The sequence below is a fragment of the Gordonia asplenii genome, assembly GCF_012933505.1.
GTDB classification, from domain to species: domain Bacteria; phylum Actinomycetota; class Actinomycetes; order Mycobacteriales; family Mycobacteriaceae; genus Gordonia; species Gordonia asplenii.
In genome coordinates this window covers 18319-39608 of the sequence record NZ_JABBNB010000025.1, presented here as the reverse complement: position 1 = coordinate 39608, position 21290 = coordinate 18319, and the positions used below count along the sequence as shown (strand labels likewise).

Sequence of the window (21290 nt, the reverse complement as noted above, 5' to 3'; positions counted from 1 at the left end):
AGACCTGGTTTCGAAAGCGGAACGTCCTCGCTGGTGGTCGCCCTCCGAGGCGCACTGCGGCGCAGTCAGGGGCGTTCAGGCCGACCCCTCGGCTCCGTGCGTGTACAGGTCGAGATTGCCATCGCGGACGAGGTTCTTCTGAACTTTGCCGGTACACGTTTTCGGAAGACTCGCCACGATCACGATACGTTTCGGAATCGTGTATCCGTCCAGGCCGGGCAGCGACGAACCCGCAGCGTCACAGTGGTTTCGACTCGGCTTCGCCTCGCTCAACCAGCAGATGCGGCGAAGCAGGTTGCGCGCAAGATATCAATACCATTAGCCGCGACACACCACTAGTGGAGTGTCGCACTTAACGAGTTGTATGACGTCGCGTTCCGCTGCCGGTTGAGCGAGCGGAGCGAGTCGAAACCCGCCGGCCAGCCGGGCAGCGACGAACCCCGCAGCGTCACAGTGGTTTCGACTCGGCTTCGCCTCGCTCAACCTGGATCCACCGATGGCAGGCCCTCCGCTGGTTGAGCCTTGGTTGAGCCTGGATCCACCGACCGAAGCGCCGCTCTGCTGGTTGAGCCGGACGAGGCGCTAGCCGAGTCCGTGTCGAAACCTCTCAGCCACAACGACTTTCGACGATCCGCGCCAATATCGGCGACTTTCACCCGGCAAGTGAGGCGTGTGCACCCTACGGGTGCACACGCCTCGATGTTCGATTCCATCACAGTTCGACACGTGCGCTACCATCAAATGCATTGTGGTACAGAGGTTTCGACACGCTCGTCGCTAGCGCTCCTCGCGGCTCAACCGGCGGACGTAGTGGCCCCGACCGGTGAAACCAGGTTGAGCCGGACGAGGCGCTAGCCGAGTCCGTGTCGAAACCTCTCAGCCACAACGACTTTCGTCAGTCCGCGCCAACATTGGCGATGTCACCCGGCAAGTGACGCGTGTGCACCCTTCGGATGCACACGCCTCGATGTTCGATTCCATCACAGTTCGACACGTGCGCTACCATCAAATGCATTGTGGTACAGGGGTTTCGACACGCTCGTCACTTCGACTCGGCTAGCGCCTCGCTCAGTACGGCGCGCTTGCGCTCCTCGCGGCTCAACCAGCAGATGCAGTGCCCGGTCGGCGATATAGGTCAGTACGAGCGGGGTAGCCCCAGGCTGTGCTGGGCGACGTAGTTCAGGATCATCTCGCGGCTGACCGGGGCGGTTCGCAGCAGGCGGGCGTTCGCCCACTGCGGGATCAGCGAGTACTCGACGCTGAGGCCGTTGCCGCCGTGCGTCTGTATCGCGGTGTCGACCGCGTTCACCGCGGCCTCCGCGGCCGCGTACTTGGCGATGTTGGAAGCCTCGGCGGCGTCACGACCGGTCTCGTGCAGTCGGGCGGCGTGGTAGGTCGCGAGCCGGGCCAGATCCACCTCGATCTTGGCCTTGGCCAGCGGGTGGGCGATGCCTTGATGCGCACCGATCGGAGTGCCCCAGACCGCACGGCCGCGGGCGTACTCGGCGCCGGTGGCCACCGCGTGTCGACCGATTCCGACTGCAATCGCCGCGCCGGTGATCCGCTCTGGATTCAGCCCGTCGAATACCTGACGGAAGCCCTCGTTCCACTCACCGATCAGCGCCTCGGGGCCGAGGCGGACGTCCTCGAAGAACAGCGTGAACTGCTTCTCCGGGATCTGTGCGGCCACCGGGAGATCGTGTTTGACCAGGCCGGGACTGTCGGTGGGCACGACGAACAGGGACATGCTCGCCCGGCCGGTCGACGCATCCGAACCGCTGCGGGCCACCACCACGAGCGCGTCGGCCTCGTCGACGCCGGAGATGAAGTACTTGGTGCCGCACAACACGAATCCGTCGCCGTCGCGGACCGCAGTGGTGCTCACCGCATGCGTGTTCGACCCGGCGTCGGGTTCGGTTATCGCGAAGACGACCTTCGAGGAACCGTCCGCCATTCCGGGCAACCATCGCCGCTTCTGGGTTTCGGACCCGTACTTGGCGAGGAGTTCGCCGGAGATCGCGCTGGAGACCAGAAGCAGCATCAACGGGCAGCCGCGGGCCGCGGTCTCTTCGCAGACGATTGCGAGTTCGGTCATGCCGGCGCTGCCGCCGCCGTATTCCTCCGGCAAGTTGATGCCGATGAATCCGGCCGTACCGAGTTCCTCCCACAATTCTGCGGTCGGGGTCTGCGCGGAGGCGTGTTCGGCGAAGTAGCTTCGCCCGTACTGCTCGGTGATGGAGCCGACGGCGTCGCGGATGGCGCGATGGGTGTCGGATTCGGTGAACATGGTCGAATCTGTTGACATCGATCTACTTTCAGTCTGAGGCGGGGGTGGGTGCCTACGGCCGTGGTGCGGAATCAGACGGGCGACCTGCGCTTGTGCGGACCCAGTCGCGGAGCACAGCGGCACGCTGATCGTGCGGGGAGGGCGGCGAGGGAACGTCGGTCGGCGTTCGGGAGAACCGTGGAGCCGGAGCAGCCTGTGGCACACCGCCGACGTCGATCACGGTGCCCCTGGCTCGTAGGTACGAGTCGCCGGCCACCTCGTCGAGGGTGAGGACGGGGGTGACGCACGCGTCGGTGCCGGCGAAGACGACGGCCCATTCGTCACGCGTGCGGCGCCGGAAGGTCTCGGTGAACAGGTCCCGGAGCGCGGGCCACATCGCCTCGTCGGACCGGTCGGGAATCGTCTGTGGGTCCAGCTCGAGACCGCGTAGCAGAGCGGCGTAGAAGGGAGGCTCGATACTCCCTACGGCGACGTAGCCACCGTCGGCGCACTCGTAGGTGTCGTAGTAGGGAGTACCGCCGTCGATCAGGTTGGAGCCGCGGCGGGGCTTCCATGCGCCGTAGCCGCGCAACGCCCACAAGGCCTGCGCCAAGGCGGAGGCGCCGTCGACCATCGCGGCGTCGACCACCTGGCCGAGTCCGGAGCGCTCGCGTTCGAACAATGCTGCGAGAACACCCGCGATGAGGAACATCGAGCCGCCGCCGAAGTCGCCGATCATGTTCAGCGGGACGGTCGGCTTCTCACCGGGACGGCCGATCGCGTCGAGTACCCCGGTCATCGAGATGTAGTTGAGGTCGTGGCCGGCCAGCGGCGCCAGCTCCCCGGTTTGGCCCCACCCGGTCATTCGCCCGTAGATCAGTCGCGGATTCACCGCGGCGCAATCGTCGGGACCGAGGCCCAGTCGTTCCGCGGTTCCGGGACGCATGCCTTCGAGGAGGACGTCCGCGGTCTGCACCAGGTCGAGGATGACGGCGTGGTCGTCGGGGTCGCGCAGATCGGTGATGATCGTGCGGCGGTTTCGGAACAGGAAGTCCGGCTTCCCGCCCGACAGGTCGAGTCCGCCACCCTGCTTGCGGGCCACGTGGACGACGTCCGCGCCGAGGCCGGCCAGGATCATCGCGGCGTGGGGCACGGGTCCGATCGCCGCGAGCTCGACGACGCGCAATCCGTGCAGTGGTCCGGTCATTGCGCGATTCCTTGTGAACGTGCGGCCGCCACCTCGCGAACGGCGGCCAGGCGGGTTCCCGGATCCTGGTCGAAGGGGATGAGGAACACCGAATCGACGCCGGCTTCCCGCAGACTCTCGAGGTGTCGGCGCTTCTCGTCGATCCCACCGGTGAGGCAGGTCGCTTCGATGAGTGCGTCGGGCACGAGATCGGCGGCCCGGTCTTTGCGGCCGGAGAGGAAGGCCTCCTGGATCTGCGCGGCCTCCGCGCCGAACCCGTACGTCGAGACGAGGTTGTAGTAGAAGTTCTTCCCGGGAGCACCCATTCCGCCGATGTAGAGTGCGTAGTGCTCGGCGATCGCGCGGAAACCGGGGCTTCCGGGGCCCCCGACGCAGGTCGGAGTCTGGGCGTGGATGAGTAGGGGACCGAGAGTTTTGTCGCGCCGTGCTGTGCCGCGAACCAGGGCCGCTCCCCACACGTCGCGGAAACGCTGCGGGTCGACGAACATCGGTTGCCAGCCGTCGGCGATCTCCGCGGTCAGCTCGACGTTCTTCGGGCCCAATGCGGCGAGGTCGATGGGGATGTCCGCGCGGAGCGGCTTGCGGATCATCGCCAGCGGTCGGCCGAGGCCGGTGCCCTTCTCCTCGGCAACCGGCAGTCGGTAGTACTCGCCCTCGTAGCGGACCTTCTGACCCGTCCAGACCATGCGGCAGATGTCGACGTACTCCCGGGTCCGCCCGATCGGGGCGTCGTAGGCGACCCCGTGGAAGCCTTCGATCACCTGGGGGCCCGACGTGCCGAGACCGAGCCGGAAACGCCCGCCGGTCAGGTAGTCGAGGGAGGCCGCGGTCATCGCGGTGAGTGTCGGGGTACGGCTGTAGAGCGGGAGGATCGAGCTGGTCAACTTCGCCTCGGGGACCGCTGCGGCGAGGTAGCCCAGTTGGGTCGCGCCGTCGAAGGAGTACGGCTCTGGGACGGCGATCGTGTCGACGCCGGCCGACACCATCGCGCGCGCCTCCACGACGGTGTCGTGGAAATCCCAGGCATAATTGATCAGCACTGCGATGTCCATCAGGTCACAGTCCCCGCGCGATGAGCAGCTTCATCACTTCGTTCGCACCGCCGTAGATCTTCTGGACGCGCGCGTCCGCGTACATCCGGGCGATCGGGTACTCGATCATGTAGCCGTAGCCGCCGAAGATCTGTAGGCACTTGTCGATCACCTCGCACTGCTTGTCGGTGGCCCACATCTTCGCCATGGATGCCGTCTGCGCATCGAGCGTGCCGGCGATGGCACGTGCGATGCAGTAGTCGAGCAGGGTGCGCGCGGCGAGTGCGTCGGTCTTGCACTCGGCGAGTACGAACTGAGTGTTCTGCAGATCGAGGAGGGGCGCGCCGAACGCCTTACGCTGCTTGGCGTAGTCGATCGACTGCACGACCGCCGATTCGATCGTGGCGCCCGCGTTGACGCCGATGATCAGGCGTTCGCGGGGGAGCTGATTCATCAGCTGGTAGAAGCCCTGGCCCTCGACTCCACCCAGCAGATTCTCGACGGGCACCCGCATGTCGGTGAACGAGAGCTCCCGGGTGTCCTGGCCGTGTTGCCCGACCTTCCTGAGTACGCGCCCGCGTTCGAAGCCCTCGAGGTCTTTCGTCTCGGCGACGATCAGCGAGATGCCCTTCGCGCCCTTGGTCGGGTCGGTCTTGGCCACGATCACGAGCAGGTCGCAGAGCGTCGCATTGGAGATGAAGGTCTTGCTGCCGTTGATCACGTAGTGGTCGCCGTCGCGCACGGCAGTCGTGCGGACGGCCTGAAGGTCTGAACCCGTTCCGGGTTCGGTCATCGCAATCGCGAGAACCGTCTCTCCGGTGCAGATTCTGGGCAGCCAGCGCTGCTTCTGTTCCTCCGTGCCGCAGCCCGCGATGTAGTGGGCGATGATCGTGGAGTGGATCGGGAAACCGAAAGCGGTGTCGCCGGTCTTGGACAGTTCCTCCTGAACGACGGCCTCGTGGCCGAAGTCCCCTCCGCCTCCGCCGTATTCGGCGGGAACATCGAGGCACAGCAGGCCGACGTCGCCCGCCTTCGTCCACAGGTCCCGGTCGACGTGGTGCTGCTCGGCCCAACGCTCCTGATTCTCCGGGGTCGCCTCGCGTCGGAAGAAGTCGCGGGCGAGTAGGCGTAGTTCGCGGTGTTCGTCGGTCTCCCACGCGGGCCGGTAGTCACCGAACAGATCGGTCATGGGCGGGTTCCTGTCTCTCGTTCGGCCACGGGCCGGATGCCGTGGACGCGTTGCGTCCGCGATCTGACTGTAGATTAGTGACTCGCAAATGGAAAGTATTAAAAAAAGTCCTACCTGGTTGTTGACACCGATAAGTGAATGATGGCTAGATAGCTCTAAGCGTTTCGGTGATTTCCGAAACGGATCGAAGACAAGCTTGGAGTGGCAGATGAATCAGGTTGTGGTCGGCGGCGTGGGGATGGTTCCCTTCAAGAAGCCGCGCGATGGTGAGACCTTCGACAAGATGGGCGAGCGGGCCATCCGGGCCGCGCTCGCCGATGCGGGCGTCGACATCTCGGTGATTCAGCAGGCCTACGCCGGCTGGATCTACGGCGATTCGACGTCGGGCCAGACAGTGTTGTACGGCGTCGGACAGACCGGTATCCCGGTGATCAACGTCAACAACAACTGCTCCACGGGGTCGACGGCCCTGTACTTGGCCCGGCAGGCCGTGCAGAGCGGCGCAGTCGAGTGCGCTTTGGCCTTCGGCTTCGAGCAGATGCCCAACGGCGCACTCTCGCTGAGTTACACCGACCGTCCGTCGGTCATGGGTCGTTTCGAGGACGCGATCAAGACCAAATACGACCTCCGCGACGACGTTCCCTTCGCCCCGCAGTACTTCGGCCTCGCCGGCCAGGAACACATGGACCAATTCGGAACCAGTCGGGAAACCTTCGCGAAGATCGCGGTCAAGGCGCGCACGCACGCCGGGCTCAATCCGCTGGCCATCTTCCGCGACCCGATCACCGTCGAGGAGGTGCTCAATTCGCCGACGATCGTCGGCCCGTTGACTCGGTTGATGTGTTGCCCACCGTCGTGCGGTGCCGCGGCGGCAGTGCTCTGCACCCCGGAGTTCGCGCGCAAGCACGGCATCGCGTCCGGCGTGATCATCCGCTCGCAGGCGATGACCACCGACACCCCGAGCAGCTTCCAAGGCGACATGCGAAACATGGTCGGCTTCGAGATGACCGCCTCGGCGGCGCGGCAGGTGTACGAGGACGCGGGCGTCGACCCGTATGACATCCCCGTCGTCGAGCTGCACGACTGCTTCGCGACCAATGAGCTGATCTGTTATGAGGCGCTGGGTCTGACTCCCGAGGGAACGGGCGAGAAGTTCGTCGACGACGGCGACAACACCTTCGGGGGCCGCGTGGTCACCAATCCGTCCGGTGGCCTGCTGTCCAAGGGGCACCCGCTCGGAGCCACCGGGCTCGCGCAGTGCGCCGAGTTGGTGTGGCAGCTACGTGGCGCCGCGGGCGACAAGCAGGTCGACGGTGCCACCCTGGCCCTGCAGCACAACCTCGGCCTCGGCGGCGCAGGTGTGGTGACGCTCTACCAAAAAGTGGACGCCTGATGCCCGTGATCGACCAGAGTGTGGTCGGAACCCAGCAGCCACCCCTGGAGTACAAGGTCGAACGAGGCGCGTTGCGCCTGTTCGCGCTCGCCATCGGTGCGGCCGATCCGGTGTACACCGACCTCGACGCGGCCCGGGCCGCCGGTCACCGCGACCTCCTGGTGCCGCCGACCTATCTGTTCGGGCTGAAACTGACGGGCCGGAGCTTCGCCGACGAAGCGCGCTGGCTCACCGACCTCGGCATCGACATGCGAAACATCCTGCATGGTGAGCAGTCCTTCGACTACCACGCGCTCGCGTACGCCGGCGACGAGCTCAGGTTCTCCCCCTCGATCACCGGCCTGGAGACCAAGCGGGGCGGTGCCCTTCAGTTCATCACGCGCACGATCAGCGTCGTCCGGATCGGCGACGGGGAGCGGATCGTCGACATGATCGAGACCGTGGCCGTTCGCGAACCGGCACCCCCACGGGCCGGCGAGGGGGCCGTGCGATGACCCCGGTCGTCGACCTGGCGTCGGTCACCGCCGGCACCGAGCTGCCGCCGCTGTCCCCCGGCACCATCACCCGCGCCACGCTGGCCGTCTTCGGCCCGGCGTCGGGCGATCTGCACCCGATCCACGTGGACCTCGACGTGGCCCGCTCGGCGGGCTTGGACGATGTCTTCGCCCACGGCATGCTCTCGATGGCCTACCTGGGCCGGATGCTGACGAATTGGGTTCCGCAGCAGCGGATCCGCGCCATGAGCACCCGTTTCCTGTCGATAACTCCGCTGTACGGGGAGCCGACCTGCAGGGGCGTCGTCGTCGCGGTCGCCGGCGACGGTGCCGATCGCACCGCCGAACTCGACATCACTGTCACTCTCGCCGACGGCACCGTCACCCTGGCCGGAAAGGCCACCGTCGCCCTCGGCTGACGTACCGGACACCTAGGAGAAACCATGAGCAACAAACTGGACGGACGAACGGCACTCGTCACCGGATCGGGTCGCGGCATCGGCCGCGAGATCGCCCTCAAGCTGGCGTCGGAGGGCGCGAACGTGGTGGTCAACGACCTCGACTCCGATGTCGCCGCGCAGACGGTAGCCGACGTGGAGACGGCCGGCGGTAGGGCGGTGTCCTGCGTCGGCAGTGTAACCGATCCGGAGTTCGCGGACCGCTTCATCGCGACCGCGCTCGAGACCTTCGGTGACTTCCACGTCATCGTCAACAACGCGGGCTACACCTGGGACAACGTCATTCAGAAGATGACCGACGACCAGTGGGACGACATCCTCGACGTGCACCTCAAGGCGCCCTTCCGAATCCTCCGCGCCGCGCAGCCGCACATCAGTTCCGCGGTCAAGACCGAACGTGCCGATGGGCGCCGGGTGACCCGCAAGGTGGTCAACATCTCCTCGATGGCGGGCACCGGCGGCAATGCCGGGCAGGCCAACTACTCGGCCGCCAAGGCCGGTGTGATCGGCCTCACCAAGACCCTGTGCAAGGAGTGGGGCCGCTACGACGTCACCGTCAACGCCGTGGCCTACGGCCTGATCCGCACGCGCTTGACCGAGGCGCCCGCGGACTCCGGCAAGACCGTGAACATCGGCGGCCGGGATCTGAAGTTCGGTGTGAATCCGGAGATCCTGGAGCAGATGGCGTCCGCCATCCCGCTCGGACGGCCGGGAGATCCATCGGACGCCGCCGGCGCCGCCTACCTGTTCTGTGCCCCTGAGAGTGATTACGTGTCCGGCCAGGTCCTCCTGTGCGCCGGCGGATTCCAGATGTGAGGTGAACTGACCATGTACTTCGCGGACGTCCTGCGCGAGACGGTGGGTCGTCGCGGCGCGAACATCGCCGTGGCCGCCCCCGGCCGTCTCCAGACCTATGCCGAACTGGGCGAACGCGCCTACCGCCTGGCCAACGCCCTCACCGACCTCGGGCTCCGGCCCGGCGACCGGGTGGGCATGCTCTCGGACAACTCGATCCACGTGCCGGAGCAGATCGCCGCGCTCGCCGTCGCGGGCCTGGTCCGCGCGCCGTTGTACACGCAGAACACCGCGGCCACGAACACCTATCTGGCGCGCAACACCGGCATGTCGGTGATCCTCGTCGAGGCGAAGTACGCGGCGGCGCTGGCCGCCGAACTCACCGAACCCGACGATGCGCGGCTGGTGCTCGTCGACGACGGGACCGGGGCGAGCGTGTCCGGCGCGTTGGACTACGAGGCGGTCATCGCCGCGGCGTCGACGAGTGAGCCGCCCGTACACACCGACGTCACCTCGCCGCACATCATCCGGTTCTCGGCCGGCACCACGGGTCGGCCGAAGGGGATCGTGCACTCCGCGCAGGGACTGCAGGCGATCGCGAACGAGCTCTTCACCTTCATCGACCCGCCGACGGAGGAGGACGTTTTCCTCGCGGCCGGTACGTTGTCGCACGCGACCGGCTACTACGTGTGGCCGCTCATCGCCGCCGGCGCCCGAATCACCGTGATGCCCCAGTTCGACCCGACGACCTTCCTGTCCTTGGTCGAATCCGAGCGTGCCACGCTCACGATGGCGGTGCCCACCATGATCCAGGTGGTCGCGTCCGTCGCCGCCGCGGCGGAGCGGCCCTACGACGTCTCCTCGATGCGTGCGATCTACTACGGCGCCTCGCCGATCACCGACGCCACGCTGCGCGCGGGACTCGAGTTGTTCGGACCGATCATGTATCAGGTGTACGGGCAGTCGGAGGCGGTGCCGTCGACGTTTCTCGCCCCGTCGGAGCACCACCTGGAAGGCGAGTTCGCGGGTCGATTGCGCTCGGCCGGTCGGCCGACTGTCAACAGCGAGATCACGATCCGCGACGGTGAGCGGGTCCTGCCCGTCGGGACGATCGGGGAGATCTGCGTCAAGACTCCGGGAGCGATGCTCGGGATCTGGGGCGACGATGCGGCTACCGCGGCGCGGTTCACGGCCGACGGTGCCGTGCGCTCGCGCGATGTCGGGCATTTCGACGAGCACGGCTTCCTCTACCTCGACGCCCGGCTGGAGGACGTGATAATCAGCGGCGGATACAACGTGTATCCGGCGGAGATCGAGAACGCTCTCGCCGAGCATCCCGCGATCAGCGAGGCCGCGGTGGTGGGGATCCCGCACGAGAAGTGGGGCGAGACCGTCGCGGCGGTGGTGATCCTGGAACCGGGCACGGTAGCCGGCGAGGACGAGTTGATCGACTGGGCCCGCGCACGGGTGGGACCGGTGCGAAAGCCGACGGTGGTCGTGATCGCGGACGAGCCGCTGCCCAAGAACGCCGTCGGGAAGATTCCCCGGGCGGCGGTGCGCGAGAGGTACTGGCCCGGCACACCCGATATCGTGGGCGCGTGATTGCGACACCTGCAGCGGGGCGGATCGCCCGATGAGCGCGCCGCGCCGTACCCGCCCGAGCAACCGCAAGGAGCTAATCCTCGCGGCGGCTGCCGATCGCTTCCGCGACCAGGGGTTTCATGATGTCGGGATGGCCGACATCGCGGAGGCGGTCGGCATCGGGCCAAGCGCGCTGTACCGGCACTACCGCGGCAAGCAGGAGCTGCTCGTCGCGGTGCTCGACGGTGGGCTGACCGCCTTCGAGGACGCGATCGCCGGCGCGGGCGACTGGCACGACTGCGTCCGCAGGGCCGCTGACGTCGCCTTTGACGACCGGGCCTTCGGACGCATGTGGGATCGCGATCGTGGTGTCCTCAGCAGCGGTGAGCGGGCCGCCTTCCGGGAACGGATCAACGCCATGGCCCACGCCCTCGCGGCGCGGCTACCGCAGGTGCCAGAGGTCACCGACCCGCAGCGCTCCACGATCGCGTTCGCGGTGCTCGCACTGCTCTGGCTACCTGCGCGCCGTCCCCCCGGCCTGCCGGTGGGCGAGCAGCGGCGCGCACTGATCTCCGTCGCCGAGGCGATGGTGACCGACGGACTGGACCGGCTGGCGGCGCGGGCCGACCTGCCCCGCCCGGCGGAGGGGGAGGGCGCCCGGCCGGCCGAACGGCCGGCGTTACCGGTCAGCCGGCGGGAGGCGTTGTTGATCGTCGCCACCGACCAATTCGCTCGCTACGGCTACCCGAATGTCGGCCTGGAGGACATCGGTCAGGCCGCCGGTATCGCCGGTCCCAGCGTGTACAACTACTTCGACACCAAGGTCGACATCGCGGTGCGCATCCTGAGCCGGGCCGCCGACGCGCTGTGGCTGGACCTCGACCGCGTGCTGCACCTGAGCCCCGACCCCGCCACGGCCCTCGACCGCGTGGTAACCGGCTACGTGAGTTTCGCCACCGGGCATCCTGCGCTCATGCGTGTCGTCACCGCGCAGCCGGGGAACCTGCCCGAGCCCGCCCAGCAGGTGGTGGACCAGCGCTCGCGCGAATATGCGAAGGAGTGGGTGGCACTGGTGTCACAGGTGCGGCCCGACCTGGCGGAACGTTACGTCGCGTTCGTCGTGCGGTGTGCGATCGACGTCATCAACGGGACGAACTACCTCCATCGCGTCCGCGGAGACGCGGTGACCGCCGATATCGTCGACCTGGTTCGCGCGGTCCTCGTCGTCACGTTCGGCGGGGAGTGAATCGGACCGAGAGTGTCTCGGGTCCGACCTCCTCACCGCCGAACCGTCGGCTCATGGACGTCCTCCGAACCGTCGGCTCATGGACGTCCTCCGGACGTGGCTCGGCGTACAGGCTCGCCAACTCGGCGGCGTACTTTTCGGAGACCGGCCTGCTTTTGGTCTTCATCGTGGGAGTCAGCTCGTCACCGCCCGGCTCCCAGAACACCGGTAACACTGGCGGTCGGTCATGATCCGACCGCCGGGGAGGGCGCATGCGAGGCGAGGGTGTTCAGCGCCGCCAGGTACTCGGACTCGAGCCGGTCGACGAGCGCTGCTGCGGGCACGATCTGACTGACGGCGCCGATGCCCTGCCCCGCACCCCAGATGTCGCGCCAGGGCTTGACCTGACGCGCCGGTGCGACGGCGTCGGATTCGTTGATGGCGAAGTCGATCGGCGTCTGGCCGGCGGGGGTGAGCGCGGCGGGATCGAGCCCGGCCCCGACGATGCTGCCGCGCAGGTAGTTGGCGTGGATGCCGGTGAAGCAGTCGGCGTAGACGATGTCGCGAGCCGACGAGTCCACGATCATCTCCTTGTATGAGGGCACGGCATCGGCCTCTTCGGTGGCGATGAACGCGGAGCCGATGTAGGCGAGGTCGGCGCCCATGGCTTGTGCGGCGAGCACCGAACGGCCCGTCGCGATCGAACCCGAGAGCACCAGCGGACCGTCGAAGAAGCTGCGGATCTCCTCGATGAAGGCGAACGGTGATCGGGTGCCCGCGTGCCCGCCCGCGCCCGCGGCCACGGCGATGAGGCCGTCAGCGCCCTTCTCGACTGCTTTGCGGGCGAACTGCTCGTCGATCACGTCGTGCAGCACGATGCCACCGTAGGAGTGGATCGCGTCGTTCACGTCGGTACGCGCGCCCAGCGAGGTGATCACCACGGGCACCCGATACTTCACGACCGTGGCGAGGTCCTTGTCGAGCCGCTGGTTCGACGAGTGCACGATGAGGTTGACCGCGTATGGGGCCGACGGTCGGTCGGGATGCCGCGCGTCGTAGTCGGCGAGCTCGCGGGTGATCCGGTCGAGCCATTCCTCGAGCTGGGCATGCGGTCGGGCGTTGAGGGTGGGGAACGAGCCGATGACTCCGGCCGTGCACTGAGCGACCACCAGCTCGGGGCCCGAGACGATGAACATGGGCGAGGCGAGAACAGGGAGGCGGAGTCGGTCGCGGACCGATTCGGGGAGGCTCATGGGATACCTTTCGTGGATCAGTTGTCGGAGAAGACCGGCGGTCGTCGCTCGCCGAGTGCGACGACGGCCTCGGCGAGGTCGTGGGAGGGAAGGAAGGCCGCGTTCCACGCGGTGACGTAGTTCAAGCCCCCGGCGACCGCGGACGCGCTCTGTTGGGCCAGTACGTCCTTGATCCCGTGAAGCACGAACTGGGGGTTCGCGGCCATCTCGCGGGCGGTGTCCACGGCGCGTCGCAGCACGGCGTCGCGGTCCGGGAGTACCTCGTTGACCAGGCCGATCTGCAGGGCACGCGCTGCGTCGATGTCCTTGCCCGTGAGGGCGAGTTCGCGTAGAGCGCCGTCGCCGATGATCGCGGGCAGGCGCTGCAGTGAGCCGGCGTCGGCGACGATCGCCACCCGAGCCTCGCGGATGCTGAAGACCGCGTCCGCGCTGCAGTACCGGACGTCGACGCATGCGGCGAGGTCGACACCGCCGCCCAGGCACCAACCGTGGATCGCGGCGAGCACGGGCTTGCGGCAGTCGGCCACCGCCGTCATCGCCGCCTGCAGCTGTCGCAGACGTTGCAGCAGGGTGAGGCGATCGGCTGCCATAGCCCGATCCCGGACAGCGGGTAGGAATTCGGGTTCGGCGACGCGCTTGAGGTCGAGGCCTACGGAGAAACAGCTCCCGGTCCCGGTGAGAACGATGGCACGGGTACCAGGATCTGTGCCGAGGCGGGCGAACAGCGCGGGGAGTTCGGTCCAGAACTCCGGTCCCATGGCGTTTCCTCGCCCGGGCCCGATGAGGGTCACCGTCGTGACGCCGTGATCATCGGTCTCGACGTCGAAAGCCTGTAGGTCGGTCATCGTCATGCCTTTCCCTTGCGCAGGAAGCCGTCGAAGGCGGCTTGTGCGGACGAGCCGAGCAAGGCGAGTGACTGTGTCACCGCTTCGAGCTCGAGTGCGGAGTGCAGGTCGCCGTCGGCGGTGCCGTTGAGGAGTCGTTTGCTCAGAGTGGTGGCGAGCTTGGGCGCGGAAGCGATCGTTTCCGCCAGTTCCTGCGCGTCGACGAGCGCGTCGTCGGCCACGCGGTTCGCTATCCCGAGCTCCACGGCCCGTTCCGCGTCGATGACCGACGCCGTCAGGACGATCTCGTTGGCGCGTTTGCGGCCGACCGCACGAGGCAACAACCACGCCGACCCTAGGTCGGGGGCGATGCCGCGGTGCAGGAACATCTGGCTGAACGTCGCACGTGGCGAGCACACCACCAGGTCGCTGGCGAGTGCGATGCTGAAGCCGCCGCCCACCGCCGGTCCGTCGACGGCGGAAATCACCGGTACTCGGCAGTTCCAGATCTCCTCGATGAGGCGGTGGCACGAGCGCATCAATTCGAGCCGCGCGGTGTCGTCGGGGGAGGCGATCCGGTGCAGGATCGTGTGTGCATCGCCTCCCGCGGAAAACGATCCGCCCGCACCGGTGAGTACCACCACGTGGATGTCCGGGTCGTTGCCCGCGTTGCGCAGCGCGAACTCCAACTCGGCCGCGGTGTCGGTGGTGAAGCTGTTGCGGGCGTGCGGCCGGTTCAGTGTGACGGTGCGAACCGCGCCCGCATCGTCGATCAGGATCTCGTCGGGCATCAGTCGCCTTCCAGCAGCGAGTCGGGGATGTCTGTCATGGTGGCGCGCAGGAACTCACCGAAGCCCTTGGCCTGTGCATCGGTACGCGTGCAGGAAGCGACGCCGGCACCGAGCCAGCCCACGACCACGAAGTTCAGCGCCCGCAGGTTCGGATACTCGTAGCGGCGCACCTCGAAGCCCTCGGCGTCGGGCACGAGCTCCGCGAACCGCTCCGCGGTCAGGTGATCGCGCAGCCACGCCCACCGATCGTCGGTGTCGGTCCACACACCCACGTTCGCGTTGCCACCCTTGTCGCCCGACCGTGCGGCGACCACCGATCCGAGGGGCATACGGTGCGTCGGGCCGACGTCGGCGACGGCACCGTCGGATATGGGTGTGGAACGGTCGAATCGGGCGTTGACCTGGGTATCGTCGACGACGGGCGCATGTGGAACGACCTCGCGTGCACCGTCGGCGAACACCACCTCGTGCGTCACCACCTCCGCGGGCACCGTCGTCGGCCAGTACACCCCGAACTCTGACGCCGACGACGGGGGAGTGGTCGTGTGGAAGCCTGCGAAGTTGGCCAGAGCCAACTCGGTGACGGCGCCGGAGAAGGCACGGTCCACGCGGGTGCGGTCGGAGGATTTGACGGTGACCCGCAGGTGCGCGGTGGCCTGCGCCATATGTGTGGGCTCCGGCGAGTCGTAGCGCAGCAACTGCACATCGACCTCGTCGAATCGTTCCCGGCCGCCGAGCAGAGCGAACAGCGATTCGGTCGCCCACCGGGCCTTCTCCTCGATGTCGAGCCCGGTGAGGACGAGCGTCATGGTGTTGCGGTAGCCGCCGATGTAGTTCATCGCCACTTTGAGTGTGCTGGGTGGGGCGGAGCCGACGGTGCCGCTCACCCGCACCCGGTCCGGGCCGTCCTGCTGCAGACGTAGCGCATCGAAGTGCGCCACCACATCTGGGCTGAGGTAGGCGGGGGAGTCCACCTCGTACAGCAGCTGCGCGGTGACGGTACCCACGTTCACCAGGCCGCCCGTATCGGCCACCTTGGTGATCACGAAGGAGCCGTCGTGCGCGAGCTCGGCGATCGGCGAGCCCGGGTAGCGTCGGTCGAGCACCTCACGGATCTGCGAGTAGTTGCCGCCGGTGGCCTGCGGTCCGCACTCGATGATGTGGCCCGCGGCGACGGCGCCGGCGAGGGCGTTGAAGTCGGTGCGTTCCCAGCCGTGCCACCAGGCGCCCACGCCGACCACCAACGCGGCGTCGGTCACGCGGGGCGCGATCACCACGTCGACGCCCGCGCGCAACGCCGCCGCGATCCCGAAGCCGCCGAGATAGGCGTTGGCGGTCACCGGCTCGGCACCGGAATCTGCGAGCGCGATGCCGGTGCCGAGGTTGCGCAGCGGCACGCCCGACTGCTGCAGTCCGTCTAGGCGGGTCGAGAGGTCGTCGCCCTCGAAATGCGCCACGGTAAGGTCCAGGCCGGCTTCGGCGAGCACCGCGCGCACGTTGGTCGCGAGAGTCGCGGGGGCGAGGCCGCCCGCGTTGACGACCACCTTGATGCCGCGTTCGGCGCAGGTATCGGCCACCTGCCGGAACTGGGTCAGGAAGGTCCGCGCGTAGCCGGCGTCGGGATCCTTCTGCCGGGCCTTCCACAGGATCAGCATGGTCAGTTCGGCGAGGTAGTCGCCGGTCACCACGTCGACGTCGCCGTTCTCCACGAGCTCGCGCATCAATGCGGGACGGTCGCCGTAGAAGCCCGACGCGTTGCCGATGCGTACGGGGCGGCGGGGCTCGGTCATGACTGGTCTCCTCGGGCGTTCGACGGTGCGCGGCCCGGCCCGGGCTCGCCCGCGTAGATCTGCGCGATGTCCATCCACTCCGACGCGACCGGCCCGGTGACAGCGAGGTCGAGGTCGGCGAGGTTACGACGCTGGGTCGCGGTGATGAACCACTCGAGGTAGGTCGCGGACTGGGGCGCGACGTCTGGCTTGAGTACTGGCATTGCCTTGCCTTTCATCCAATCATTAGTGAACACCGATACACTACTCAGGTCAAGCGCACAACATCTTCTATGCAGGTGGTGGCGATGTAGGTGAATCGCGGCTAGGAAATCGGTTCTTGTTTCCGCGCTAGCGTGCAGTTAGTCTGAGGCTGTAGTTGTCGGTGATTCACTAACCGGGAGGAGGTGCGGATGTCACACTCGAACGCACGGTCCATCACGCTTGCAGCGGTCCTCGAGCGGTCGTACTCGGTGTTCGCAGACCGCGTGGCGGTCACCGACGAGCGCGGCGCGTTCACCTACGCCGAGCTGGGCGAGCGGGCTCGGGTTGGCCGTCGGTCTGATCGGAGTCGGCGTACGGCGTGGCGGTCGGGTGGCGATGCTCGCTCCGCCGCGGGCTGAGTACGTGGAGTGCTACGCCGCGATGGCGCGCCTCGGCGTCACCGTCGTCGGACTGAACACACGTGCACACCCCGACGAGTTGGTGTGGTGCATCGGCAGGGCCCGCCCGTCCGTCGTCATCGCCGACGGGGCATTCGCGGCGACCATCGCCGACCTGCGGCAGCGTTGTCCGACGGTCGGCGAATGGATTTGCCTCGACGGCACGACTCAGGATTCGACGCCGTATGCGGAAATTCTCGTCGACGGCCCACTCGATGCTGAGTTCCCCACCGCGGACGACATTCACAACATTCTGTTCACCAGTGGAACTACCGGGCGTCCCAAAGGGGCGATGATCAGTCAGGCAGCCGCGGCCACCCGCGCACACCGGATAGTGCAGTGGTTCGGGCTCACCGAGAACGATGGGTTCGTCGGATGGCTTCCGCTCTTTCATTGCGGCGGAGACGAATCGCTGTACGCCACACTTGCCAGCGGTGGTAGGTTCGCGGCCTTCGGGAAGGCCGATGTGGTGGCGATGTACCGACGGATCGAGAGCGAGCGGCTCACTTGGACGCTACTGCTCCCCGGCGTGATCACCGTCTTCCTGGAGAACCCGCGCGTCGTGACTTCGACCTACGCACCTTCCGCCTGGCCGGAGGGTACGCGAACATGATGCCGCACGTGGTGCAGAGATTGACCGCTGAGTTCGGCATCGAGTTCAGTGACGCCTTCTGCCAGACCGAGGCCAGTTATCTCGTGGCACACGGCCGGTCCATTCCGGGCGAGCTGCCCTCGGGGCGCAAGACGTGGTGCCCACAAATCGAGATGAGGCTCGTCGACGACGCCGGCCGCCGCGTGCGGCCCGGCACACCCGGGCAGTGTCTGGTGCGCGGCCCAAGCCTGATGTCGGGCTATCTCGACGATCCGGCCGCCACCGAGGAGGTCTTCGCCGACGGCTGGTTGCACACCGGGGATGTGTTGGTGGAGAACGAAGACGCCACCTACACCTACGTCGATCGCGCGAAGTATCTGATCAAGTCGGGCGGCGAGAATGTCTTTCCGGCGGAGGTCGAGCAGGTGCTCACGCTGCATCCCGAGGTGGTGGAGGCCTGCGCCTTCGGCGTCCCCGACCCGAGATGGGGAGAGGTGGTGAAGGTGGTCGTGGTCGTCGCTCCCGGTGCCACCGCGACCAAGGAGGATCTCGCGCGGTGGTCCAGGGATCGGATTGCGAGCTTCAAACGACCGCGCTACGTCGAATTCATGGCGGCCGAGTCACTTCCGCGCAGCACCACCGGCAAGCTGCAGCGACATCTGCTCGCCGCGGCCGGTGCCCGGCCGGAGGAGCAAGTGTGACGGCGGCGGTACCTGGACGAATGGGTACGGCTGCCGGGCGAACTGCGCTCCGAGGTCGACGACACCGCCGTCCGTGTGCTGGTGTACGCCGCGATCTTCACCCTGCAGTCACCGCTGTTCCGCCGGATCGGCAGCGGCGACGAGCGGCAGTCCGCACGCGTGATCGGCGCGGCGCGAGCCGTGCTCTGGTCGGGTGGGGGCCTGACCGCCGGGGTCGCGGCTACCGCCGGGGCCCCGGCTAACGCCGATGTGCCGAAACCACGGTGACACAACGACTTTCGGCGCGTGCGCGCCGGCGCGGAGCCGGGCGGACCGCTCCGTTCAGTGCCAGTATCGCGTCGAATTGTCCGGACCTGCCGTGCTGCTGATGAACTTTGCGAAGCAGTGGGCCGGGTCGAATCCCTGCTGCGGGCACCAGCTGTTGGCGGCGTCGGGGCCGGGGAACGTCGCCGCCGCGACCGTCACCCACCAGCCCTGGTAGCTGAAGACCGGCCACTCGTCGCTCCACAGCAGCCGAACGTCGTTGAACCGCAGGCGCAAGGCGAGGAATTCGTTGAGGATGTCGGCGTTGGTCCACGTCTTGCCTTCGGCGACGAGTCCGGGGCGCTTCGACGACAGCTGCGCGACCCATCGATTGTTCAGATTGCTCAGGATGAAACTACGGTCGGCGTTCGCCTGACGTCGCAGGGCGTCATCGGTGCTGACGTCGGTGTCGACGCCGGGGGCTGGGGCAGGTCCGGTCGCCGACGCCGCGGCCCCGATGGACGCGTCGGGTGCCGGCGCCTGAGTGGCCGCCTCGGTGCCGCGCTCGCATTCGACGAGGTAGGTGGTCCCGCCCGCGGTCGACGTTCCGTTGCTTGACGTCGACCCGAGAGTATCGGGAAGCCGGTAGAACGACCCGGGACCGAACGTGAGGTCGACGCTGCGCGACCCGCCCGACGAACTGTCGGACCTCGGCAATGCTAGTGGGGTCCCGGAGAAGTTGAAATAGCCCGACGCGACGAGGTTGCTGCCATCCTTGACGGTGATCCGTGTCTGCGCGCCGGACAGCACGTCGCCGTCCGGGCAGGTCGCGGTGACTTTCATGCGGATGATGAGTCCGCCTGTGGCGCTGGTGAATTGCTCGGGAGTGAAGGTCGGTGCGCTGCCGCAGCGGGTGACGTAGGAGTCGCCGGACCCGTTGTTCCTGGTGGTCGCGCCGGGCGCGAAGGCCGTGCCGCCGGTCGGAGCGAAACCGGTGATCTGGGTTCCGGTCATGGTGACGAGGGTGTCGCCGAGCGCATAGACGGACGTGGACGTGGCGTAGTCAGATCCCGTCATGCCGACCGTCGCAGATGGAATCGACCAAGCCTGCTGACCGCTCATCAGAGCGACTGCGCTGACACTGCCGTCCGCTTTCGAGAAGATGAGGTTCTTTCCGTCGGTGACCGCCGTACTGGTTCGACTGTTCGCGTCGACCGACCAGCGCGATGCGCCCGTAGCCGGGTCTACCGCGGTGAGCTTGTCGTCTGCTCCGACGACCACTGTGCTGTCGGTAGCCAGCGGCACCGTTGAGGGCTTGGCGGACGGGGTTGTCGACCAGGACGACGATCGGGTCGAGACCGTCATCGGCTTGCCGTCGACGAATACGCTGTCGCCGAAATGCGGCGAAGAGACGTCGGCGGAAATCCCCATATGTCCGGCCAATTGAACCACCGAACCATCAGGCCTCACCACGATCACTGGGCCATCAGTCTGCGACGCTCGACTTGACGCTTGGAGCACGACAGACCCGTCAGACAGCAAGCTTGTCGACGTCGATCCGCCTCGATTCAAGAATTCGTGGCCATCAGCGGTCGATGCGACGATCATGCTGCCGGTGTAAATGGCGACCACAAACGCGGGCGTCGCAAAGAATGTCGCGCTGTCGCCCGAGGTCGACGCTGGGTCGGCCGACTCACTGTAAGACTTCGACCACTTCACGTCACCGCTCTGGGAATACTTCGTCACGGTCAACGTCGGAGTATTCGACCGGACGTATACGCTCTCGCCGTCGAACGCAAGGCCACCGATGGAGACTTGCGTCGCGAACGACTGCACCTCTTGGCCATTAGTGGCATCGAGGATGACAATTCGATTGTCTCCATAGCACGCCACTCGGTGCTTGAGGACTGCGTTTGCACAACCCTTCATTCCGTTCGTGTACTCCCAGTGGCCGCCCGATGCGGTGACGCCCACGACGTTTCGAGCGCCCGTGCCGTTGTTTTGAGCCATGGTGACGAGCGAGGTGTCGTCATGGATCGCGCCCGGCACCATGTACATGCTCAGATATGAGTCCGTCGATACGAACGACGTCGCCGACCCGATCCCATACGTCCACGCCGCTCCCGGCGCGGTTGGGAACTCTTTGGTGAGTTGGCCGGCAAGCGGTGGTTGCCCGGCGTCGGATCTGCTTGTCTTCCACCAGAGCACGCCGCCGATCACGAGTGCGACGACGCACAGCACGATCACGCCGATCAGCATGAGTTTGACCGGATTACGCGGCGGCCGCCCCGACTGCGGATAGCCCGACTGCGGGTAGCCGGACTGCGGATAGCCCGGGTAGCTGGGCGGGCCGTCGAATTGCCGGCCGCCCAGCGGGATCGGGCCGCTGGGGGTGTAGCCGTGAGGCTGATATGCGCCGAAGTCGGCGGTCGACGCCTCCTGAGTCGGCATGTACTGCGGTCCGGTCGGCGCGATTGCGGTCACCGCGTACTGCGGACCCGTCGGCGCCGTCCCGGTCACCGCGTACCGCGGATCCTCCTGCTCGACGTCGACGGTCGCCGCCTCGATGCCGGCCCGCTCAACGGTGACCTCGCCCGGCGCATCGTCGACGACGATCGGCTTGGTCAGCGACACCTTCGTCGGCGTCGGCTCGGAATCCTCTGTCTTGGTGAGTGAAATCGTATGTGCCGCAGCATCATCGATGACTGTGGTGTCGTCGGTCGGAGTGGTGGATTCGTCGTCGGGGGATCCAGGGACAGACATTGTTCAATCCAATGGCACGGCTGTGGCGCAGATCAATCGTCCGAACGGATCAA

The 21290-nt window shown here is 67.0% G+C and carries 20 protein-coding genes; 10 read left to right on the top strand and 10 right to left on the bottom strand.

The features are described 5' to 3' along the window. Positions 1-1135 precede the first annotated feature (1135 nt). The 4 genes from HH308_RS20605 to HH308_RS20590 are packed head-to-tail and all read right to left on the bottom strand — an operon-like array spanning position 1136 to position 5693. Positions 1136-2305: an acyl-CoA dehydrogenase family protein gene (locus tag HH308_RS20605; RefSeq protein WP_246284742.1), complete on the bottom strand. Its 1170-nt coding sequence runs from the start codon at positions 2303-2305 to the stop codon at positions 1136-1138. A 34-nt stretch (positions 2306-2339) separates the two neighbouring features. Next, a complete protein-coding gene (locus HH308_RS20600) occupies positions 2340-3473 on the bottom strand; it encodes a CaiB/BaiF CoA transferase family protein (protein ID WP_170196125.1) in 1134 nt (377 codons plus the stop codon). Next, positions 3470-4525 carry an LLM class F420-dependent oxidoreductase gene (locus HH308_RS20595; RefSeq protein WP_170196124.1) on the bottom strand — a complete coding sequence of 352 codons (1056 nt, stop codon included), beginning with the start codon at positions 4523-4525 and terminating at the stop codon, positions 3470-3472. The genes HH308_RS20600 and HH308_RS20595 overlap by 4 nt, the downstream gene beginning before the upstream one ends. Positions 4526-4529: 4 nt before the next feature. After that, a complete protein-coding gene (locus tag HH308_RS20590) occupies positions 4530-5693 on the bottom strand; it encodes an acyl-CoA dehydrogenase family protein (protein WP_170196123.1) in 1164 nt (387 codons plus the stop codon). A 208-nt stretch (positions 5694-5901) separates the two neighbouring features. On the opposite strand from HH308_RS20590, the gene HH308_RS20585 reads away from it, so the two are divergent. The 6 genes from HH308_RS20585 to HH308_RS20560 are packed head-to-tail and all read left to right on the top strand — an operon-like array spanning position 5902 to position 11660. Further along, positions 5902-7086 (top strand): lipid-transfer protein, encoded by a 1185-nt coding sequence (locus HH308_RS20585; RefSeq protein WP_170196122.1) that lies wholly within the window; start codon positions 5902-5904, stop codon positions 7084-7086. Continuing rightward, positions 7086-7580: a MaoC family dehydratase N-terminal domain-containing protein gene (locus tag HH308_RS20580; RefSeq protein ID WP_170196121.1), complete on the top strand. Its 495-nt coding sequence runs from the start codon at positions 7086-7088 to the stop codon at positions 7578-7580. Before HH308_RS20585 ends, HH308_RS20580 begins: the two co-directional genes overlap by 1 nt. Next, on the top strand, positions 7577-7999 hold the full coding sequence (locus HH308_RS20575; protein ID WP_170196120.1) for a MaoC/PaaZ C-terminal domain-containing protein: 423 nt from the start codon (positions 7577-7579) through the stop codon (positions 7997-7999). Before HH308_RS20580 ends, HH308_RS20575 begins: the two co-directional genes overlap by 4 nt. 24 nt (positions 8000-8023) lie before the next feature. Then, a complete protein-coding gene (locus HH308_RS20570; RefSeq protein WP_170196119.1) occupies positions 8024-8854 on the top strand; it encodes an SDR family NAD(P)-dependent oxidoreductase in 831 nt (276 codons plus the stop codon). A 12-nt stretch (positions 8855-8866) separates the two neighbouring features. Next, positions 8867-10435: a class I adenylate-forming enzyme family protein gene (locus HH308_RS20565; protein WP_170196118.1), complete on the top strand. Its 1569-nt coding sequence runs from the start codon at positions 8867-8869 to the stop codon at positions 10433-10435. Positions 10436-10466: 31 nt separating this feature from the next. Further along, the gene (locus tag HH308_RS20560) at positions 10467-11660 is read left to right on the top strand and encodes a TetR/AcrR family transcriptional regulator (protein ID WP_170196117.1); all 1194 of its coding nucleotides are present in this window, start codon (positions 10467-10469) and stop codon (positions 11658-11660) included. A 224-nt stretch (positions 11661-11884) separates the two neighbouring features. On the opposite strand, the gene HH308_RS20555 is transcribed toward HH308_RS20560, so the two are convergent. The 5 genes from HH308_RS20555 to HH308_RS20535 are packed head-to-tail and all read right to left on the bottom strand — an operon-like array spanning position 11885 to position 16500. After that, positions 11885-12892 (bottom strand): NAD(P)H-dependent flavin oxidoreductase, encoded by a 1008-nt coding sequence (locus tag HH308_RS20555; RefSeq protein WP_170196116.1) that lies wholly within the window; start codon positions 12890-12892, stop codon positions 11885-11887. Between the two features lie 17 nt (positions 12893-12909). Next, positions 12910-13737, bottom strand: a complete 828-nt coding sequence (locus HH308_RS20550) for a crotonase/enoyl-CoA hydratase family protein (protein WP_211188684.1) — start codon at positions 13735-13737, stop codon at positions 12910-12912. A 2-nt stretch (positions 13738-13739) separates the two neighbouring features. After that, positions 13740-14507 carry an enoyl-CoA hydratase/isomerase family protein gene (locus HH308_RS20545; RefSeq protein WP_170196114.1) on the bottom strand — a complete coding sequence of 256 codons (768 nt, stop codon included), beginning with the start codon at positions 14505-14507 and terminating at the stop codon, positions 13740-13742. Continuing rightward, complete coding sequence (locus tag HH308_RS20540) at positions 14507-16297, bottom strand: acyclic terpene utilization AtuA family protein (RefSeq protein ID WP_170196113.1); 1791 nt, start codon at positions 16295-16297, stop codon at positions 14507-14509. The genes HH308_RS20545 and HH308_RS20540 overlap by 1 nt, the downstream gene beginning before the upstream one ends. After that, on the bottom strand, positions 16294-16500 hold the full coding sequence (locus HH308_RS20535) for a hypothetical protein (RefSeq protein WP_170196112.1): 207 nt from the start codon (positions 16498-16500) through the stop codon (positions 16294-16296). Before HH308_RS20535 ends, HH308_RS20540 begins: the two co-directional genes overlap by 4 nt. A 189-nt stretch (positions 16501-16689) precedes the next feature. Between HH308_RS20535 and HH308_RS29595 the strand changes: the two genes are divergently transcribed. From HH308_RS29595 to HH308_RS20525, 4 genes are all read left to right on the top strand, one after another. Next, positions 16690-16899, top strand: coding sequence for a hypothetical protein (locus HH308_RS29595; protein WP_211188692.1), 210 nt, complete (start codon positions 16690-16692; stop codon positions 16897-16899). Next, complete coding sequence (locus tag HH308_RS29590; RefSeq protein ID WP_281362999.1) at positions 16877-17551, top strand: AMP-binding protein; 675 nt, start codon at positions 16877-16879, stop codon at positions 17549-17551. The genes HH308_RS29595 and HH308_RS29590 overlap by 23 nt, the downstream gene beginning before the upstream one ends. Positions 17552-17559: 8 nt before the next feature. Then, positions 17560-18231 (top strand): class I adenylate-forming enzyme family protein, encoded by a 672-nt coding sequence (locus tag HH308_RS30255; RefSeq protein WP_312870756.1) that lies wholly within the window; start codon positions 17560-17562, stop codon positions 18229-18231. A gap of 75 nt (positions 18232-18306) precedes the next feature. After that, positions 18307-18498: a hypothetical protein gene (locus HH308_RS20525; RefSeq protein ID WP_170196111.1), complete on the top strand. Its 192-nt coding sequence runs from the start codon at positions 18307-18309 to the stop codon at positions 18496-18498. Between the two features lie 54 nt (positions 18499-18552). Here the strand turns inward: HH308_RS20525 and HH308_RS20520 are convergent, their stop codons facing one another. After that, a complete protein-coding gene (locus HH308_RS20520) occupies positions 18553-21237 on the bottom strand; it encodes an outer membrane protein assembly factor BamB family protein (protein ID WP_170196110.1) in 2685 nt (894 codons plus the stop codon). Between the last annotated feature and the right edge of the window lie 53 nt (positions 21238-21290).

Coding starts and splice junctions, on each gene's coding strand:
- HH308_RS20605 (WP_246284742.1), bottom strand. CDS start 2,305: ATGTCAACAGATTCGACCATGTTCACCGAATCCGACACCCATCGCGCC.
- HH308_RS20600 (WP_170196125.1), bottom strand. CDS start 3,473: ATGACCGGACCACTGCACGGATTGCGCGTCGTCGAGCTCGCGGCGATC.
- HH308_RS20595 (WP_170196124.1), bottom strand. CDS start 4,525: ATGGACATCGCAGTGCTGATCAATTATGCCTGGGATTTCCACGACACC.
- HH308_RS20590 (WP_170196123.1), bottom strand. CDS start 5,693: ATGACCGATCTGTTCGGTGACTACCGGCCCGCGTGGGAGACCGACGAA.
- HH308_RS20585 (WP_170196122.1), top strand. CDS start 5,902: ATGAATCAGGTTGTGGTCGGCGGCGTGGGGATGGTTCCCTTCAAGAAG.
- HH308_RS20580 (WP_170196121.1), top strand. CDS start 7,086: ATGCCCGTGATCGACCAGAGTGTGGTCGGAACCCAGCAGCCACCCCTG.
- HH308_RS20575 (WP_170196120.1), top strand. CDS start 7,577: ATGACCCCGGTCGTCGACCTGGCGTCGGTCACCGCCGGCACCGAGCTG.
- HH308_RS20570 (WP_170196119.1), top strand. CDS start 8,024: ATGAGCAACAAACTGGACGGACGAACGGCACTCGTCACCGGATCGGGT.
- HH308_RS20565 (WP_170196118.1), top strand. CDS start 8,867: ATGTACTTCGCGGACGTCCTGCGCGAGACGGTGGGTCGTCGCGGCGCG.
- HH308_RS20560 (WP_170196117.1), top strand. CDS start 10,467: ATGAGCGCGCCGCGCCGTACCCGCCCGAGCAACCGCAAGGAGCTAATC.
- HH308_RS20555 (WP_170196116.1), bottom strand. CDS start 12,892: ATGAGCCTCCCCGAATCGGTCCGCGACCGACTCCGCCTCCCTGTTCTC.
- HH308_RS20550 (WP_211188684.1), bottom strand. CDS start 13,737: ATGACCGACCTACAGGCTTTCGACGTCGAGACCGATGATCACGGCGTC.
- HH308_RS20545 (WP_170196114.1), bottom strand. CDS start 14,507: ATGCCCGACGAGATCCTGATCGACGATGCGGGCGCGGTTCGCACCGTC.
- HH308_RS20540 (WP_170196113.1), bottom strand. CDS start 16,297: ATGACCGAGCCCCGCCGCCCCGTACGCATCGGCAACGCGTCGGGCTTC.
- HH308_RS20535 (WP_170196112.1), bottom strand. CDS start 16,500: ATGCCAGTACTCAAGCCAGACGTCGCGCCCCAGTCCGCGACCTACCTC.
- HH308_RS29595 (WP_211188692.1), top strand. CDS start 16,690: ATGTCACACTCGAACGCACGGTCCATCACGCTTGCAGCGGTCCTCGAG.
- HH308_RS29590 (WP_281362999.1), top strand. CDS start 16,877: ATGCTCGCTCCGCCGCGGGCTGAGTACGTGGAGTGCTACGCCGCGATG.
- HH308_RS20520 (WP_170196110.1), bottom strand. CDS start 21,237: ATGTCTGTCCCTGGATCCCCCGACGACGAATCCACCACTCCGACCGAC.